The organism is Burkholderia sp. SRS-W-2-2016 (assembly GCF_001931485.1).
Lineage (GTDB): Bacteria > Pseudomonadota > Gammaproteobacteria > Burkholderiales > Burkholderiaceae > Paraburkholderia.
This window is the reverse complement of the sequence record NZ_MSDV01000064.1, coordinates 71,307-89,074: the sequence shown is the minus strand read 5'-3', so window position 1 is coordinate 89,074 and position 17,768 is coordinate 71,307. Positions and strand designations below refer to the sequence as shown.

General features: G+C 62.2%; 12 protein-coding genes. 5 read left to right on the top strand and 7 right to left on the bottom strand.

The genetic code is table 11. The annotated features are described in order from the left end of the window. The first annotated feature begins 113 nt into the window (after window positions 1–113). On the top strand, window positions 114–1,211 hold the full coding sequence (locus BTH42_RS28065; protein ID WP_075304439.1) for an AI-2E family transporter: 1,098 nt from the start codon (window positions 114–116) through the stop codon (window positions 1,209–1,211). 48 nt (window positions 1,212–1,259) lie between these two features. Here the strand turns inward: BTH42_RS28065 and BTH42_RS28060 are convergent, their stop codons facing one another. The 5 genes from BTH42_RS28060 to BTH42_RS28040 all read right to left on the bottom strand — a co-directional run bounded on the left by BTH42_RS28060 (window position 1,260) and on the right by BTH42_RS28040 (window position 7,145). Further along, window positions 1,260–2,543, bottom strand: a complete 1,284-nt coding sequence (locus tag BTH42_RS28060) for an MFS transporter (RefSeq protein WP_075304438.1) — start codon at window positions 2,541–2,543, stop codon at window positions 1,260–1,262. Window positions 2,544–2,686: 143 nt separating this feature from the next. Continuing rightward, complete coding sequence (locus BTH42_RS28055) at window positions 2,687–3,577, bottom strand: siderophore-interacting protein (protein WP_075304437.1); 891 nt, start codon at window positions 3,575–3,577, stop codon at window positions 2,687–2,689. 46 nt (window positions 3,578–3,623) lie between these two features. Then, entirely contained in the window at window positions 3,624–4,604 is a 981-nt protein-coding gene (locus tag BTH42_RS28050; protein ID WP_075304436.1) for a PadR family transcriptional regulator, read from the bottom strand. A gap of 198 nt (window positions 4,605–4,802) precedes the next feature. Then, window positions 4,803–5,864, bottom strand: a complete 1,062-nt coding sequence (locus tag BTH42_RS28045) for a class I SAM-dependent methyltransferase (RefSeq protein ID WP_075304435.1) — start codon at window positions 5,862–5,864, stop codon at window positions 4,803–4,805. Between the two features lie 189 nt (window positions 5,865–6,053). Beyond that, window positions 6,054–7,145: a helix-turn-helix transcriptional regulator gene (locus tag BTH42_RS28040; protein WP_143752231.1), complete on the bottom strand. Its 1,092-nt coding sequence runs from the start codon at window positions 7,143–7,145 to the stop codon at window positions 6,054–6,056. A gap of 246 nt (window positions 7,146–7,391) precedes the next feature. On the opposite strand from BTH42_RS28040, the gene BTH42_RS28035 reads away from it, so the two are divergent. Next, entirely contained in the window at window positions 7,392–7,937 is a 546-nt protein-coding gene (locus BTH42_RS28035; RefSeq protein WP_075304433.1) for a LuxR C-terminal-related transcriptional regulator, read from the top strand. 226 nt (window positions 7,938–8,163) lie between these two features. Here BTH42_RS28035 and BTH42_RS28030 read toward each other — a convergent pair whose 3' ends face one another. Then, the gene (locus BTH42_RS28030; protein ID WP_083654950.1) at window positions 8,164–9,459 is read right to left on the bottom strand and encodes an FAD/NAD(P)-binding oxidoreductase; all 1,296 of its coding nucleotides are present in this window, start codon (window positions 9,457–9,459) and stop codon (window positions 8,164–8,166) included. Between the two features lie 125 nt (window positions 9,460–9,584). Next, complete coding sequence (locus tag BTH42_RS28025; RefSeq protein ID WP_075304432.1) at window positions 9,585–10,532, bottom strand: LysR family transcriptional regulator; 948 nt, start codon at window positions 10,530–10,532, stop codon at window positions 9,585–9,587. 151 nt (window positions 10,533–10,683) lie between these two features. Here BTH42_RS28025 and BTH42_RS28020 point away from each other — a divergent pair, with 151 nt between their 5' ends. From BTH42_RS28020 to BTH42_RS28010, 3 genes are all read left to right on the top strand, one after another. Beyond that, complete coding sequence (locus BTH42_RS28020) at window positions 10,684–11,985, top strand: MFS transporter (protein ID WP_075304431.1); 1,302 nt, start codon at window positions 10,684–10,686, stop codon at window positions 11,983–11,985. A 681-nt stretch (window positions 11,986–12,666) separates the two neighbouring features. Continuing rightward, window positions 12,667–15,024, top strand: coding sequence for a GH92 family glycosyl hydrolase (locus BTH42_RS28015; RefSeq protein ID WP_083654948.1), 2,358 nt, complete (start codon window positions 12,667–12,669; stop codon window positions 15,022–15,024). Between the two features lie 68 nt (window positions 15,025–15,092). Beyond that, window positions 15,093–17,750, top strand: coding sequence for a glycoside hydrolase domain-containing protein (locus BTH42_RS28010; protein WP_075304429.1), 2,658 nt, complete (start codon window positions 15,093–15,095; stop codon window positions 17,748–17,750). Window positions 17,751–17,768: the final 18 nt, after the last annotated feature.

Here is a 17,768-nt window from a genome sequence, read left to right as displayed (position 1 = left end):
GGCGGGTCCTGACGAAGCCGCACTCGCTGCGTGCGCCGGTGCAACGCGAGCGGGAGGCTTTGCCCGTCGCTGGTGCCTGCGTCGGCAGCGCATCGCCCACACGAGGAAGCTCCATGCTGGGATTCGAAGTCAGCACGGCCAGGAAAGTCTGGACCGCGTTTCTGATTGCGCTGCTGTTCTATCTCATCTATATCGCGTCGACCACGGTGCTGGTGGTCGTATTCGCGGTGTTCTTCAGCTATCTGATCTACCCGATGGTGCAGCTCGTCGAGCGCGTGCGGCCACGGCGGGTGCCGCGCGTCGCGTCGATCGCGCTGGTGTTCGTCGTGGTGGTCGCGGTGATCGCCGTGGTCGGCTCGGTGTTCGGCGTGCAGCTGCAGGATCAGGCGACCAAACTGATCACCCAGCTGCCGACGCTGATGCGCAGCGACGTGCCGAACCGTCTGCCGTTGCCGCATTTTCTGGAGCCGCTGCGCGAACGGATCGCCGATTTCGTGCGCAGCCAGATCGAAACCGGCTCCGACAACGCGGTGCCGATGGCGCGCAGCCTCGGGCTCGGTGTCGTGCACGCGGCCAGCAACCTGATCTACCTGGTGCTGATCCCGATCCTGAGTTTTCTGCTGGTCAAGGACGGCGCGCAGATGCGCGACGCGTTTCTCGCGTTGCTGTCGAAGCGGCACCGGGTGCTGTGGAGCGATATCACCGACGATGTCAACGTGCTGCTGTCGAAGTACGTGCGCGCGCTGCTGTTCCTGTCGCTCGCGACGCTGATCTTCTACGGCATCGCGTTCTGGCTGTTCGGCGTGCCGTACGCGTTTCTGCTCGCCGTCGGCGCGGGGCTGCTCGAATTCGTGCCGTTCGCGGGGCCGCTCGCCGCGGTCGCGATCACGCTGGTCGTCGCGCTATTCAGCGGCTTTCCGCATCTGCTGTGGCTGGTGGTGTTTTTCGCGCTGTACCGGACCTTCCAGGACTACGTGCTCAATCCTTATCTGATGAGCGAAGGCGTCGAGGTCAGCCCGTTCCTGGTGATCGTCGGCCTGCTCGCGGGCGACCAGCTCGGCGGCGTCGCGGGGATCTTTCTCGCGGTGCCGGTGATCGCGACGCTGAAGATCGTGATCGGCCGCGCGAAGGTGTTTTACGCGAGTTCGCACGAGCAGGGCGAGGCGGCGCGGTGCGCGTTGACGGGGCAGACGGTTGACGAAAAAGAGTGACGCGGGGCGAGCGCCGCAAGCGCCCGCCTTGGGTGTTGCTTCGAAGCACTAAGTTTTGCCGGCGATGTTCGCACCGATGCCGTTCGGGTTCGGCGCGGCGCTAGCGGGCGTGGCCATTGCCGCTTCCCGAGGCGCCGCCTTCACGCGCGACACCCACAACACCGCCGCGAACGCGACCGCCACCGCGACCCACCCCACGGTCCCGAAGCCGACAATCCGCCCATCCGCCGACGTGCCGAGCATCAGCCCGCCGAGCCACGCGCCGCAGCCGGTGCCGAGCGCCTGCAACGCGCTGTTGGCGCTGAGAAACGCGCCGCGCCGCGTCGGCTCGGGAACGGTGGTCAGCAGCGCCTGCATCGGCACCATGCGGCCATTCATCGTCACGATGAAGCAGAGGAAGAACAGCAGCAACGCGAAGTACGGAATCGCCGGCAGATGGGTGACGAACAACACCGGCACGAACGACAGCAGCACCGCGCAACGGAACACGCGCTGCGAGCCGAAGCGATCGGCGAAGCGGCCGACGAGGCGCGACGTGAAAAACGTCCCCGCGCCGCCCGCCATATACAGCCACGACAACTGCTTCGGCGCGACGCCGTGATTGGCGACCAGCATCGGCGCAATGAACGGGATCACCAGCATGTGCGCGATCATCATCATGAAGGTCAGCGCGAACGCGTTCATGTGGCGCGGATTGGTCAGCAGCCGCCACAGCTCGGGCAGCACTTCCGCGAGCGGCGGCTGGCGCCGCTGCAGATGCTCGCGCAGCGACGGCACCAGCTGCGCGCCCGCGCCCCACACCAGCAGCGACAACGCGACCAGCAGGAAGAACGGCGCGGCCCAGCCGAACTGCGCGCCGAGCAGCACGCCGGCCGGCACCCCGGCGATCGCGGCGAGCGAGAACGCGGTCATGATCGTGCCGGTCGCGGCGCCGCGCCGCTGCACCGGAATCACGTCGCCGACGATCGCCATGATCACCGAGCCGAGCACGCCGCCGGTGATGCCGGCGAACGCGCGCGCGACGAGCAGCAGCGCGAAGCTCGACGCGAGCGCGCAGGCGAGATTCGACAGCGCGAACAGCGCGTAGATCGTCAGCAGCAGACGGCGCCGGTCGAAGCGATCGATATAGGTCGCCGCGAACAGGCCGGACAGACCCGAGCACCACGAATAGGCGGACACCGCGGTCGCGAACGCGGCCGGCGCGATATGGAACGCGCTCATGACCTGCGGGCCGAGCGGCATCATCACCATGAAATCCATGATGATCGTGAACTGCGTGAGCGCGAGCAGCCACAGCAGACGGCGCTCGTGGCGCGGGGTGAGTGAGTACATCGGGTGTCTTCCGTTTTACGTTGTTGTTGTTCGACGTGCGCCGTTGCCGGGGCGGATCGTGCCCGGCGTTTGCCGCGCGCTACGACGAACGCGCCGGCACTGTCGAGTGCCGGCGCTTCGTTGCGTTACCGCATCGGCGTGCTTCAGTCTTCGATGTTCTCGTGGACCGCGACCGCCCCCTGTTTCCAGTAGCTTGCCGCGCGAATCCGCGATTTGTCGATGCCGCGCTCGCCGCACAGATGCTGGCGCACCGCGCGGATCGACGCGGCTTCGCCGGCCGCCCACACGTAGCCTTCGCCCTGTTCAGGCAGATAGGTCTCGCGCACCGCCTGCAACAGCGCGTCGCCGCGCGCGCGGGCTGGTGCGTTTGCGGCGCGGTCGTTGCCGGGTTCGCTGCCGGCTCCGTTGCCGGATTCGTCGCCGGATTCGTTGCGATAGCACCAGACCAGATGCAGTTCGGCTCGCGTCGAAAATTCGATGCGCGCCGACGGATCGGCCACTTCGATCACCGCGGCGACACGCGCGCCGGCCGGCAGTTCTTCGAGGCGCCGGGCAATCGCGGGCAACGCGGTGTCGTCACCGATCAGCAGATGCCAGTCGAAGCCGGTCGGAATCACCAGCGAGCCGCGCGGGCCGCCGATGCCCAGATACTGGCCGACCTTTGCCTGCGCGGCCCACGTCGCCGCGGGACCCGCTTCGTGCATCGCGAATTCGATGTCGAGTTCGCGCGCCTGCTGATCGAAACGGCGCGGCGTGAAATCGCGCGCGGTCGGCCGTTTGCCGTCGGCAAACACCGGGCCGTCGGGGCCGGCTTCGGGCAGCGCCGGTCTGTCGGCGCCGGGTTCGGGGAAAAACACCTTGATGTGGTCGTCGAACGATGCGGATATGAAGTCGTGCAGATCGTCGCCGGTGAACGTGACGCGAATCAGATGCGGGCTTAGCTCGCGCACCTGTTTGACTTGCAGCAGACGGAATTTCAGCGGATGACGCACGCGTTGCACGGCGAGATCGGGGCGGCTGTCCTGGTTCGGCATAGGGGTGGTGCTCCTTGTTCGGTTCGATGAAGCGCGAGGGGCGCGCTCAGGCGGGCGTTTCGCCGCCGTTGTCGGGATTCTTGCGGGCGTTCCCGTTCCCGTTTGCATCCGGGTCCGCGCCGGTGCCGGTGATTTCGCGCGCCGCGCGCATCAGGATCGCGGCGATGCGGCGCTGCTCGTCGGCCGGCGCGCTGTCGCGGCGCAGCAGTTCGGTTTTCAGCGTGCGGCGCGCTTCGATCAGCTCGGGCACCCAGCCGCCTTCGCTGACGTCGGCCGGCTCCTCGCCGGCAAACGCGCGGCGCACCGAATCCATCTTGCGCGCGATATGAGTGAGTCGCGCGAACATCAGATCGACGCGCTCGCGGTTCGCGTTCAGATACTCGCGACCGGCGTCCGACAGCGCGTAACGCTTGCGATTGCCTTCGAGTTGCACGCTCACGTAGCCGAGTTCTTCGAGATAGGTGAGCGCCGGGTAGACCATCCCGGGGCTTGGGGTGTAGAAGCCGTTCGAGCGGGTTTCCAGCGCCTTGATCAGCTCGTAGCCGTGGCTCGGCTGCGCGTCGAGCAGCGACAGCAGCATCAGTTGCAGATCGTCGGAGCTGAATTTGCGGCCGCGCGGGAAGCCGTCGCCTTCGCCGCCGAACCCGCCGGGGCCGCCAGGGCCGCCGCCGAAGCGACCGCCGCGGCCACCCGGGCCGCCGGAGCGGGGATCGTGATGGCGGCCGATCGCGTGCCAGAGGGCGTGGAGGGCGAAATGGCGGTGGTGGTCGTGGTGATGGTCGTGGTGATGCCGGCGGCCGGGGGCGTGGCGGGGATCGTGCGGGTTGCGGGCTTCGGGGTTGTTGTCGAAGCGATGGTCGGCGTGGTCCGGGTGGTTCGGGTGGTTCGCGTGGTTCGCGTACTCGGTGCGATCCGCGTGCCGGGCGGCGATGGCGTGCCACAGCGCATGCAGCGAAGGCTGGCCGAAATGGCCGTGGAAACGGCCCTGCGCGCCGCGCGGACCGGAAAAACGATGAGGATGACGCATCTGGGAGACTCCCGTAAGTGTCTTAAGATGCATCGTAAGATATATATCTAAAGATAGTCTGTCAAACTATTTTTTTGGGATGGGACGGTCCCCGCCCGTCCCGGCACCCGACCTCCTTGTGTGAGCAGGTTGAGAGTCTTCACCTCCCGCCCTAGCCGGCCGACGGCCCACATACGGGTTCTTTTCAAGCGGAAGCGCTTATGCCTGTGCCTGAAAGACGAGGTTGAAGGGTGTCTGCGCCGCACGGCGGAAGCGCGTAAAGCCGCCAGCGGTCACCACTTGCCTTAGCCGTGCTTCTCCCGCTTGCGCACCCAACGCCATCGCGCCTTCCTGCGACAGCGAGACGCCGGTACAGAACATCGTGGAAGCGGAATAAAACAGGCGTCCTATCGGATTCAGGTTGTCTTCCACTCGATCGTTCGCAAACGGCTCGACGATCATCCAGGTGCCATCGCGTTTAAGCGAACCCAGTACATGTGCTGCGGCGCCGGTGGGGTCGCCCATGTCATGCAGGCAATCGAAGAAGGCCACCACGTCGTAGTCGGTGCCGGGGAACTGCTGCGCGGAGGCGACTTCGAACGAGACCCTGTCCGCGACACCGGCTTCTTTCGCCGCCTCGCGCGCCCGCTGGATGGACGGTTCGTGATAGTCGAAGCCGACCAGCGTGGCGTTCGGGTAGGCCTGCGCCATCAGAATCGTGGATACGCCATGACCGCAGCCCACATCGGCGATCCGGGCATTCGGCATCCGCAGCGTCGCTTCGACGCCTTCAAGCGCCGGAATCCACTCATTGACCAGATGTACGGAGTAGCCTGGCCTGAAAAATCGCTCAGTCCCCCGAAACAGTGACGGATGATGCTGATGCCAGCCGACGCCGAGGCCTGTGCGAAAAGCAGCTTCCAGCTTTGGCAGGCCGCGGAACATCGCTTCGGCGCAATCGGCGAAGCCTGGAAGGAAAGCGGGGCTGCTCTCATCGGCGAAGCACATCGCCATTTCATTTTCGAGCTGGTAGCAGGCTGTGTCGGGGTCGTAAAGCAAAAACCCTGCGGCGGCCTGGGCGGCAAGCCATTCCCGCACGTACCGTTCCGCCAGACCTGCGCGCTCGGCCACCTGCTTCGAGTCCATCCAGCCTCGTTCCGCCATGGCCTTGTACAGGCCAAGCCTGTCGCCGAGCGCAATGAGCGGCGCGGACGCGACCGCGCCAAACTCGCCAACCATGCGCCCGACGAATTCCTCAACCTTGTGAACGTCGTATTCCATCTGCCACCTCCTGGAAGAAAAATGCCGGCCGGGATTGCGGTCGCGCTATTTGCGCGCGAGGACGCAGGTTCCTAGGGCGTCGCTATTGCGCCAACCGCGTGGCTCGCGGCCGCGGGCGCGTGCGCGTGCGTAAAAAGTGTAGGTATGCCCGCAAAAAAGCGGCCCCCCCGGGCAGGGGGGATTTGCGCGCTACACGTTATCCGGCGCTTCCCCGAAACACCGCGCAAGCTCGTGCCGTGAATGGACCCCGAGCTTTCGATAGGTCTCCCGCTCATGGTCCACCACGGTGCTCGCCTTGACGCCCATGCGTTGTGCGATTCGGGCAATCCCATAACCGGCGAGGAGGTCGACGCAAAGCTGTCTTTGTCGTTCGCTCAAACCCAGTTCGTAGCCGGTGAGCTCGACCTGAAGCTGAAGCGGTGGGTAATGCAGCATATGGACTGCGATCGCAGCATGGGAATCTGGTTCGCTACTTGCATCTAACGCATAAAGCTTAAAGACGAATTCGCCCGCGCCAGTACGGCGCACCATAGCGGATGGTTGTGTCGGTGCTCCAGGCCAGCGCCGCGCAACGTTGGCGACGAGGGCCATCAGCCACACTGGGACTCGAGTTGCTTGCGACGGCGAGGGCATCCCGCCGTCCGCGAGCGAAAGAATCCGCAAAGCGTTGTCGCTAGCGAGATCGATATTGCCGTTCTCATCGACGATCACCAATTCTGAATGACCTCGCGCGGAGAATTGCGTGATGTTCGTTCGAGGCGCGGTCAGCGCGTGAGCGATATGCCGGCTGAACTGAGCGACGATGCACTGCTCGCGCTCAGAAAATGGACGCGTATTGAATGAACGCCGGAGCTGAAGGCTGCCCCAACCACGACGTCCGTCGCAGCCGGTCAATTCCAGACTGTAGCGAAGACCGATGAGCAATCTCTGCTCGTCATTGTCGTGGTACTGGGACTCGTGCACTGGCCGTATGCCGAGTACCGCGTCATATTCGGTGTAGATGTCGCGTAAACGAAATACCTCATCCGAGTAGAAGAACATTCCCCAATCCGCGTCAACCAGTTCGCGCAACTGCGCAATAACATGCGGAATAACGAGTGCCGGCTCCGCTCCGCAGGAGCAAAGCCGGCGCACATGCGAGGCAATCGTGGAATGTTTGGCTGACATACTGATGCCGGTTAAAAATCGGGTCGGCTTCAGATCGTCGGCCCAGAGCAGGTGTGCACAATCGCATATTGGAGAGGTGGTCGAATCACCGAGTCCACCCTTGTAAATCTTCAATTCAAGTATTGAGTTTTAAAACGTATTATTTGAATTGCAAGTCAACCATTAGTTATATTTGGCCGGAATTGGCGGACATTCTCCGGTATCACAGAATGGCTGCGCAAACATTGGTTGAGAAGAGTCCAGCTTCTGCGTGCACTTCGCGAAATTGCGAAGTGGGGAAGTAGGGGAATTCTTTCGTTGAAAGCGGAGCCGGTTGTTACGCGAGGTGCCCGATGATTCGGATCTATCCAGGTCGAGATTGTGACCGCCAATCCTGGTGACGACGACTCCGCGCTGTTTATCGCGGACGAGACGGGCCGTATTCTGAGGTCCGATGCTGGGGCGGCGAGGCTTCTTGCACTGGCGGACGGCAAGCCGGGCGGCTGGAGCGACACATCGCTTCCCGGTTGGCTTACCCCAATTTTCGATGCGATTACCGGCGGCGGGTCCCGGAAGGCGAAGTCCGATGGCGGGCTGGAACGCGAGAACGAGGCGGGCCGCTTCGTGTTCCGGGCATACCGCCTTCATCGTGTCGCAAAGAATAGTGGCGAGGTTCTGTATGGAATCAGTGTTGTACGCCAACGGGCGCTGGTATCCGCAATCACCGAGGCAGCGGCCATCAATGGCCTGAGTGAACAACAAAGACGCGTATGTATTGGAATACTTAGCGGTGTTTCCTATTCGGAGATCGGCCGCGTGCTGGGTATCAAGGAGAGCACGGTGGTAGACCATGTTCGTCGAGTCTATGCAAAGCTGGACGTGCACTCGCGCGATGAGCTGGTTCGAGTTCTGGCAAGGGCTCTATAGCGTGTCAACTCATCGCTGGCGATTATTTATAAGTGGAGTAACGGGGCCTTCACCTTCCGGACCGTTGCTGCCCGTACGGCACAACGAGTGCGAACAGCTTCGCAAAAGCTGAAGGCGCGATATCCGCTTATTGCGAGTGGCTCACCGATGGCCAGCACGATTTCGCGCTGTGCCATAGCACAGAGAGCGAGGCTAGCCGCCATCGACGGACCGAGGGCAATGCCGATCAACGAATCAGCTTCGGCTTCGCCAACCACTCCTGCCCTTTCAACATTGCGTTCCAGTAAAGCGGCGGCAGAATGCGCTCCTTCAGCAACCAGGCAAGCCGCGAAGGACGCTGACCGTCGATCAACCACTTCGGAAACGTAGGCGCGACTTTCCCGCCATAGAGAAACTCCGCGAGCACGATCCTGCCGCGCTCGACCGTCAACGGACACGATCCATAGCCGTTGTACTCCGCGCGATTCTCGGCTTTCCCCAGCGCGACCAGAAGATTGTGCGCGACGACCGGAGCCTGTTTGCGGGCAGCGGCCGCCGTCTTCGCATTGGTCGTGTTGGCGGCGTCGCCGAGCGCGAAGATATTCGAATAATTCCGATGGCGTAGCGTGCCCGGGTCCACATCGATCCAGCCCGCCCGATCGGCCAAAGGACTATTGCGAATGAAGTCCGGTGCCTTTTGCGGGGGCACCACGTGAATCATGTCGAATTCGCGGGTAACCGTTTCGGTGGTGCCGTCATCGAGCTTGTGATTGAACGTCGCGAGTTTTCGCTGCCCGTCGATCGCGTATAAATTGAAGCGGAAGTTCAGCCCGATGTCGTAGCGTTTGATGTACTCCATCAGAGCAGGCACATAGGCCGCAACGCCGAACAGCGCGTCGCCCGCGTTAAAGAACTGCACGTCGATCCGGCCGAGGTGCCCGGTCCTCTGCCAGTGGTCCGAAGACAAATACATCGCTTTTTGCGGCGCGCCCGCGCATTTGATCGGCATCGGCGGCTGGGTAAAAAGCGCGCGGCCGCTCTTTAGCTCACGCACGAGTTGCCAGGTATAGGGCGCGAGATCGTATCGATAGTTCGATGTCACGCCGTTGCGTCCAAGGCTCTCCGACAAGCCGGGAATCGCGTCCCAGTCGAGTTTCAGGCCGGGGCAAACAACCAGCTGCCGGTACTTGATAGCCCGCTGTCCTTCGAGAATGACCAGATCGTTGTCCGGGTCGAACGCCGTCACGGAAGCCTTGATCCAGTTCAACTGCCGGGGCAACACCCGATGCATGTCGCGGACCGTGCTCTCCGCGTTGAAAACGCCGGCCCCGACCATCGTCCATCCCGGCTGATAGTAGTGAGCGTCGGCGGGCTCGATCACCGCGATGTCGAGGCTGCGATCGCGAGCAAGCAGGCTCGCGGCAACGGAGGTTCCGGCCGAGCCGGCTCCGACGATGACAATGTCGTGGGTGGAAATCTTTAGCGTGTCGTGCGCCGTTTGCGAGGCGACACCCAATGCCACCGCGGGCGTGTTCAGTTCCATTGAATTCTCCGGATGCTTCTATTTCGAACCAGTGCGCTCGAAGCGCGTTGTGCGGGCCTTAATGTACGACATACCGTTCTTTTCTGATTCCAGTCGCGCAAATCGACGCGCCGCCGCGAAGCCGGCTAGCAGTTGACGCCCGGCGCGATACCCGCGGCTGACGCCGCTCCGAACACCGGAATACTGTCGAGCATCCAGCGCCGCAGCGCATCCGCGGCGGCCGGCAGCGGTCGTCCGGCTTGTACCAGCATGCGCATCTTCGCGGCCAGAAACAGCGGATGATCGACGCGCAGCGCCACGACTTCGCCGGACTCGATTTCACGCCGCGCGCCGAAATAACCCATTAGCGTCGCGCCGTTGCCGTTGCGCACGAAACGTTTGAGTACGGCGAGCGAATTGGTCGTCAGGATCGGGCGTATCGACAGGTTGTCCGAATACGCGAGCATCTGCACGATCTGACCGAGTCCATAGGAAGGCGGCATCAGCGCGAGCGGACACGCGACCATCTCCGCGACACTGACCGGCGTGTTGCGGCGAGCCAGCGGATGGTCCGCGCTGACCACCAGCATGACCGGTTGCGCGGCGCTCGCGCAGATTTCGACCTGCGGCTGCGCCGGCGGGTTGTACGCGATGCCCAGGTGAGCGCGGCCTTCGGCGATCTCACCGACGACGCCGTTAACCGGCAGCACGTCGACACTCACTTCCAGCTGCGGATGGCGCGCGCAGAAACCCGCGAGCACGTCGTCCATCAATACATCGACATAGCCCTCGCTGAGCACGACGCGCACATGGCCCAGTTGCAGCCCGTTACGAGCTTGCAAACGGCTTTCGAATTGTTCCTGCTGTGCATGACAGGTCCGCCAGAACTCGGCGAGATCGTGAGCGACCTCGGTCGGCACGACGCCGCGCGGACGGCGCTCGAACAGCGTCGCGCCGATTTCGTCTTCGAGAAGGCGGATCTGCCGCGTAATGACCGACGCGGCGGTGTTCAGGCTGTCGGCGGCTCCGCGGATCGAACCGCGAATCAACACTTCGTGGAAGTAGCGCAGACGCCGCTGATTGATTTCACGCACCCAAAGTCTCCTTGCTTATTGTTCGAGGCAAGCTCAGCGTTGCCGAACGGGCAACTTTACTTCACCACGGTTGCTCTTGCTCAATCGTTTTTGACTGACCAACATGACGACGGCTTTGTCAGTCTCTTACCCGTCGAAGGAGTTCTTGCCCGTGTCCGTGACCTACCCAGTTTCCAGCGGCTCCGATCGACTCGCGGCGCTCTATGGCCGCCTCAACTGGCGCCTGTTGCCGTTTCTCGCGGTCTGCTATCTGTTCGCGAGTCTCGACCGGCTGAACGTCGGCTTCGCGCAGCTTCAGATGCACGACTCGCTCGGCTTCTCCGATGCGGTCTACGGATTCGGCGCGGGGATCTTCTTCGTGGGTTACGTGCTGTTCGAAATTCCGAGCAATTTGCTGTTGCCCAAAGTCGGCGTGCGCCGCACGATCAGCCGGATTCTCGTGCTGTGGGGACTGACGTCCGCGGCGATGATGTTCGTGCACAACGTCACCACGTTTTATGTTTTGCGCTTCCTGCTCGGTGTATTCGAAGCGGGCTTCACGCCGGGCGTGATCTTCTATCTGACCTACTGGTATGGCGAACGACGGATGGCCGGCGCGATCGGCACGGTGATGCTGGGCGGCGCGCTCTCGGGGGTGATCGTCGGCCCGCTATCCGGCTGGCTGATGACTTCGCTCGGCGGCGTGCTCGGCCTTGCCGGCTGGCAGTGGATGTTCCTCGTCGAAGGGCTGCCTTGCGTCGCGCTCGGCGTGATCGCGTGGCGATGCCTCGTCGACCGGCCGGACGACGCGCGCTGGCTCAGCGACGACGAGCGCGCGTTGCTGCGCGAGAACGTCGGCACACCGCGGACGCAGCATCATTCGTTCAGGCATGTGCTGCGCGATGGCCGTGTGTGGCTGATGGCGTTCGCGTACTTCTGCATCATCTGCGGACTCTATGCGGTCAACTTCTGGTTGCCGAGCATTCTCAAGTCCGCGGGCGTGACCAATCCCGCGAGCATCGGTCTCTATGCGTCGATTCCGTATATCACCGCGATCATCGGCATGACTGTGTTCGGCCGCAGTTCCGACCGGTTCCGCGAACGGCGTTTTCATAGCGCATTACCGACACTGGTCGGCGCGCTCGGACTCGCGGCGGCCGCTGCATCGGTGGGGCATCTGACGATGTCGTTGACCTGCCTTGCAATCGCGACGATGGGCATGTGGGCCGCATATACCGTGTTCTGGGCGATTCCGTCCGATTACCTGAAAGGCGACGTCGCTGCCGGCGGCATCGCGCTGATCAATACGATCGGGCTGTTCGGCGGTTTTCTGAGTCCGACGATTATTGGTTGGACGCGCACCGCGACCGGTAGTCTCGCAGCGGGCCTGTATGTGATGGTCGGTTTGCTGGTGGTCGGTGTCGTGCTGCTGTTTGCGATACGCGTGCCGGGCGCGGCACGTCAGGCACACTGAATATAAAGACCATGTGAATGCTTCGCACCGCGCCATCCTCGGCGCGGTGCTACTCCCGCGTGCGCGGCAATGCGCGGTCGAGCCAACGTGGCGCAATGGCGTCCGCCTTAATTGGCACTGGACGTCATTAGCCGGCCACACGTTATGCGCTATCACTCATTTCCGGAAATATTTTCTGGAGCGCAAAGATTTGTGTTCACGATAACGTAAAAATTCACCTTTATTCAAATCCATTCCTAATTATTTGATATCCATCGCATTGTCAATAGAATAAAAAAGAAAAATAATCTGTTTAGTAAAAATCGATAAACATTGCGTGATTAAACGATATCGTTGACACGTAATATTCCGCACCTCTAGACTACGCAAGCCTGAAGCCATATAAGAGCTGGAAATTTATGTTTAGTATATTGGCTAAACAAAGGCGAAAAATGCGCAGATAAGCATTGAATTATCGAGTCGGAAAATATGCACGTTGAATTGATGCGTACTGGCTGACAGGCGCTGAAGGCGATATGAATCCGCCTTTAAAAATAACTCGGTAATTCGAATTGCCATAAACAGCATGGAGACGTCCGCCGGCTTTACTCGCACCGAGGCCGTCGGGACAAATAGCAATGAGATTGACCGCGGAGCGCGCTGTCGATTGCCCGCACATTGCATTTACAGGAGACGATGACAATGAGTAAAACCCGCGCGCGGGTATTGGCTGGAATGATCGCGCTTCTCCTGAGCGCATGCGGCGGCGGTGCGGACAGCCCGGCATCCAGAACCGATGCGGCTACCGGAAACGGCAGTACTTCCGCTGGCACCAGTACTTTTCCGGACCCGCTCCCGGGCACATCCTCATCGCCCGGTTCGCCGGCAAAAGATCTGCCGCTCACGCAATACGTCAATCCATTGATCGGCACGCTCGCCAGTACTTCTCCCAATCCGGTGCCGGCGGGCCAGGCCGGCAGTGTGATACCCGCGGCGGGTCTGCCTGACGGGATGGTGCAATGGTCGCCGGACACGAACACGACGCCGGCGCCATCGACGAGCCAGGAGCCGGGATCGCCGGCAGGTTACTACTACGATCTGAATACGATTCAGGGCTTCAGCCTGATGCATATGAGCGGCGCCGGTTGCGCCGGCAACGGCGGAGAATTTCCGCTCATGCCGACCACCGATGCGACCCGCTTGGTCCCAGGCTTCAGTCACGCGAACGAACACAGCGTACCCGGCTACTATTCGGTCGTGCTCGATGACGGCATCAAGGTAGAACTGACGGCGACGCTGCGTTCCGGTTTCGGCCGGTTCACGTATCCCGCGTCGCAGCCATCGATTCTCGTGCTCGACACCACGCGAACCAATACGAAAGCGAACACGAGCGGTGCCGTCACTCGCGTGTCCGCCACCGAGCTGTCCGGCTCGACGGTCAGCCAGGGCTTCTGCAATCACACCACGCCGGTGACGGTCTATTTCGATGCGGTGTTCGACCAGCCGTTTGCGTCGACGTCGTCGATCGCGGACGGTATTGCGCAGTTGCACTTCGCGGCCGGTTCGACCGTGCGGATGAAAATTGGCATCTCGTTCGTCAGCGCGGCCAATGCGAAGCTCAATCTCGCCACCGAGAACAACGCGTGGGATTTCGACGCAACCCGCCAAGCCGCCGACACCGTATGGAACCACCGGCTGAACGCGATTCAGGTAAGCGGCGGCAGCCAGGACGACAAGATCAAGTTCTATACCGCGCTGTATCACACACAACTGTCTCCCAGTGTCTTTAGCGACGTCAATGGAGAGTACATCGGCTTCGACAACACCACTCATCAGGTTGCGTCCGGGCAGGGTGCTCAATACACGAACTTCTCGGGCTGGGATATCTACCGTTCGCTGATTCCGCTGAAGGCGCTGTTATTCCCGCGGGAAACCAGCGACATGATGCAGTCGCTGGTCAACGATGCCGATCAATGCGGGGCGCTGCCGCGCTGGGTCAACTACAACGTCGAGACCGGCGTGATGCCCGGTGATTCCGGGTCTCTGATGGTGGCCGGCGCGTACGCATTCGGTGCGAGAAATTTCGACACGCAGCGCGCGCTCACGCACATGATGACCGTCGCGAACGTGCCGGGCACCCAATGCCAGATCGACACGACGGCTGAGGGGCGCGGCAGCTACCTCAAGTACCACTACATTACGGAAGACGAAAACGGCTGGGGACCGGCGTCGACCACGCTCGAATACGCGAGTACCGACTTCGCGATGTCGCGGTTTGCCGGCGCGCTCGGCAACACGGCATTCCAGCAGCAGGAACTGGAGCGCTCGACCTACTGGGAAAATCTGCTCGATACCGCGGCGACACCGCCGATGCTGACCGCGCGCGACGACAGCGGCAACTGGCTTTCGCCCAACGATAGCAGCGCTTATGTCGAAGGCAACGCCGAGCAATACACGTGGCTGGTTCCGCACAACGTCGGTGGACTGTTCGCGAAACTGGGCGGCAATTCCACGGTGACAGCGCGGCTCGATACGTTCTTTTCCCAGCTGAATGCCGGCACGACACTGCCGAACTTCTATATGGGCAACGAGCCGACGTTCGCGGTGCCGTGGCTGTACAACTGGGCGGGCGCGCCGTCGTCCACGCAGAACACGGTCCGCAAGATCATGACGACCGTCTTCGGCACGGGGCCGGACGGTCTGCCGGGCAATGACGATCTCGGCGCGGTGTCCGGCTGGTACGTGTGGGGTGCGTTGGGTCTGTACCCGGAAATTCCGGGCGTCGGCGGCTTCGCAATCGGCAGTCCGCAGTTCCAGGCCATTACGGTGCGCATTGGCGATGGCCACACCTTGCGGATCGATGCGCCCGGTGCGCCGGATTCGAATTACGTACAGAGCCTGAGCGTGAACGGCACGGCTCAGACCACCACATGGCTTCCGCTCGATGCGCTGGCGAATGGCGCGACGATGAATTTCACCATGGGCGATACGCCTTCGACGTGGGGTGCAAAAGCCACGGACGCACCACCGTCTTATCCGGCGCCGGCTGGTTCGCTTTAGACACGATTGCCGTTCAGGTTTCATGAATGCATGGCGTGACACATCCAATAAAGAACAAGGAGATATGCATGAGTAATTTGCTGAAGCGCGCGATGATTTTGATGAGCATCGCGGCGCTGGCGGGCTGCGGTGGCAACGATCATCCAGCACAGTCCGGCTCGCAGTCCGGCGCCGACACAGGCGGCGCGCAGACCGGGACATCCGGCACCGGCACCACGCCGCCGGCGGTCGAGCAGCGCGTCGATCTCGCGCTAACCCGTTATGTCGACGTTTTCGTCGGCACGGATATCGCGGCAACGGGCGGCGGCTTTTCAGGCAATGCAACGCCCGGCGCGCAGACGCCGTTCGGCATGGTCAGCTTCGGTCCCGACACCGCATCCGCGCCGCCGGGCGGCTATGCGTATAGCGACTCGACGATCAGCTTTTTCAGCCTGACCCACTTGAGCGGCCCCGGATGCGGCGGCCAGGGTGGCGGCGGTGGCCTGCTGCCGTCCATTTCGTCCGCGCAGATCGATTCGGCCAATCAGGGTAAAGATATCGTCGGCACCGACGGATCCGGCGACTTCGATCATGCAAACGAGTCCGCGGCGCCAGGCTACTACAAGGTCAAGACCAGCAATGGCGTGACGAGTGAATTGACGGCCACGACCCGCACCGGCATGGCGCGCTTCACCTATCCGGCCGGCAGCGAGTCCACCGCGCTACTCGTCGTCGATGCGACGGTCGCCACCGACAAGCACGCGAGCGGCAGCCGCCCGGGCACGATCGCGTTGGACGCCGACGGCAGGACCGTATCCGGCACCAGCATCGTCGGGTCGTTCTGCGGCGGCACCTGGAACAAACCGGTCTATTTTTACGCGCAGTTCGATACGCCGGTGACCGCGGCGTCCTCGGGCAAGAACGGCGTAGCGATCCTGCAATTCGACCTGTCGGCGAACAAGACGCGCACGGTGCAGTACAAAGTCGGCATTTCTTCGGTCAGCGTGGCCAACGCCAAAGCCAATCTCATGGCGGAAAATTCCGGCTGGGATTTCGATGCAGTGAAGGCCGGTGCCGACAAGACCTGGGAAAACAGTCTGAACGCGATTCAGGTCGATCTGGCCGATCCGCAAAAGCTTGCCGCGTTGAGCGCTTCGCAGCAGAGCACCGCCAAAAATAATCTGACGCAGTTTTATTCGGCGTTCTATCGCTCGTTCAGCGGGCCTACGGTGTACAGCGACGTGAACGGCGACTATCGCAGCATGAAGCAGGCATCGCTGAGCGAGAAAGACGGCAATTCATTTCCTGCGAGAGCCACCGCAAACGTTTCGCAGGACGATGCGTTCCAGGACGGCAACGGCAAAACCGTGGTGCCCGCCGCGCATTATTCCGGCTTTTCGATCTGGGACACGTACCGTTCGCTCACGCAATTGCAGGCGCTGCTCTTTCCCGGCATTTCCAGCGACACCGTGCAATCGCTGGTGGCCGATGCGAAGCAATGCGGAGCGTTGCCGCATTGGGTAGACGGCAGTGACGACACCAAGCCGATGGAAGGCAATCACGCGCCGAGCCTCGTGGCGGGCGCCTATGCGTTCGGCGCGCGCAACTTCGATACGGCGAGCGCGCGAACCTACATGATCAGGAGTCAGACCGATCCGGCCAGCAGCTGCAACGATATGCTGAGCGTCGGACGTGTATCGACCAGCAACGACGCGAGCGTGATACCGAACTGGCTGAACAATGGCTATATCGCCACCGCAACGCCGACCAGTAGTCCGTTCCACACCGGCTCGGTGACAATTGAAATGACCACGGCGGACCGCTCGGTCGGTGCTTTCCTGTCGTCGCTGTCCACCGCGAGTTCGGACCAGACGACGATCGACGGCTTTTTCCAGCGCTCCGGGAATTGGAAAAAGATCCTCAATTCGCAAACCAACACGCTTCAGGCGTTGAATTCGAGTGGGAACTTCACGACCGACGCGAACGCGGGCTGCAACTCCGCATGTCCGGGCACGCTGTTTCACGAAGGTACGGAGCCGCAATATTTCTGGAACATCGACCATGACTACACGGCGTTGATCTCCGCAATCGGCGGTAACGATGCGGCTATTACGCGTCTCGATAGTCTGTTCGGCATCGACAGAAGCGCGGGTTTTCCGCCGAAGTCCGCGCCGCCGGTCAGCGCTCTGAATGGCGGGATGTCCAGCAATCAGCTTTATATCGGCAACGAACCGTCGCTGGTCGATCCGTGGGCTTATAACTGGGCCGGTTCACCGCAATCGGCGCAATACGTGATTCCGCAGATCATGCAGAAGGCTTTCCTCGTTTCGCCAGGGGGACTGCCCGGCAACGACGACCTGGGCGCGACGTCGACATGGTATGTGTGGGCTGCGCTCGGGCTTTACCCGGCGGTGCCGTCCGCGCCGGGTATGGCGATCTCCACGCCGCAGTTTTCGGGCATGACGATCTGGCTCGGCAACGGCAAGAAACTGCGTATCGATACCGACCGGCAGGCGATGCTGGACAACGCTCCGTATATCAAGGAGCTTAAAGTGAATGGCGAGACCTATAACGGCTCCTGGCTGCCGCTCGCGCAAATCGCCGATGGCGGCACGCTTTCCTATAGCCTGTCGGCCACGCCGACTGGTTGGGGGGCGGCGGCCGATCTCGCGCCGCCGTCGGGACCGAACGCGGACTACACCAAGGCTGTTGCCGCCGTTGCTTCGGGTGCTGCGGCTACGCACTAGCGGCGATGCTTCCCCGGC

Excerpts from the sequence above, each read along its gene's own strand:
- BTH42_RS28065 (WP_075304439.1), top strand. The coding sequence starts at position 114 with ATGCTGGGATTCGAAGTCAGCACGGCCAGGAAAGTCTGGACCGCGTTT.
- BTH42_RS28060 (WP_075304438.1), bottom strand. The coding sequence starts at position 2,543 with ATGTACTCACTCACCCCGCGCCACGAGCGCCGTCTGCTGTGGCTGCTC.
- BTH42_RS28055 (WP_075304437.1), bottom strand. The coding sequence starts at position 3,577 with ATGCCGAACCAGGACAGCCGCCCCGATCTCGCCGTGCAACGCGTGCGT.
- BTH42_RS28050 (WP_075304436.1), bottom strand. The coding sequence starts at position 4,604 with ATGCGTCATCCTCATCGTTTTTCCGGTCCGCGCGGCGCGCAGGGCCGT.
- BTH42_RS28045 (WP_075304435.1), bottom strand. The coding sequence starts at position 5,864 with ATGGAATACGACGTTCACAAGGTTGAGGAATTCGTCGGGCGCATGGTT.
- BTH42_RS28030 (WP_083654950.1), bottom strand. The coding sequence starts at position 9,459 with ATGGAACTGAACACGCCCGCGGTGGCATTGGGTGTCGCCTCGCAAACG.
- BTH42_RS28015 (WP_083654948.1), top strand. The coding sequence starts at position 12,667 with ATGAGTAAAACCCGCGCGCGGGTATTGGCTGGAATGATCGCGCTTCTC.
- BTH42_RS28010 (WP_075304429.1), top strand. The coding sequence starts at position 15,093 with ATGAGTAATTTGCTGAAGCGCGCGATGATTTTGATGAGCATCGCGGCG.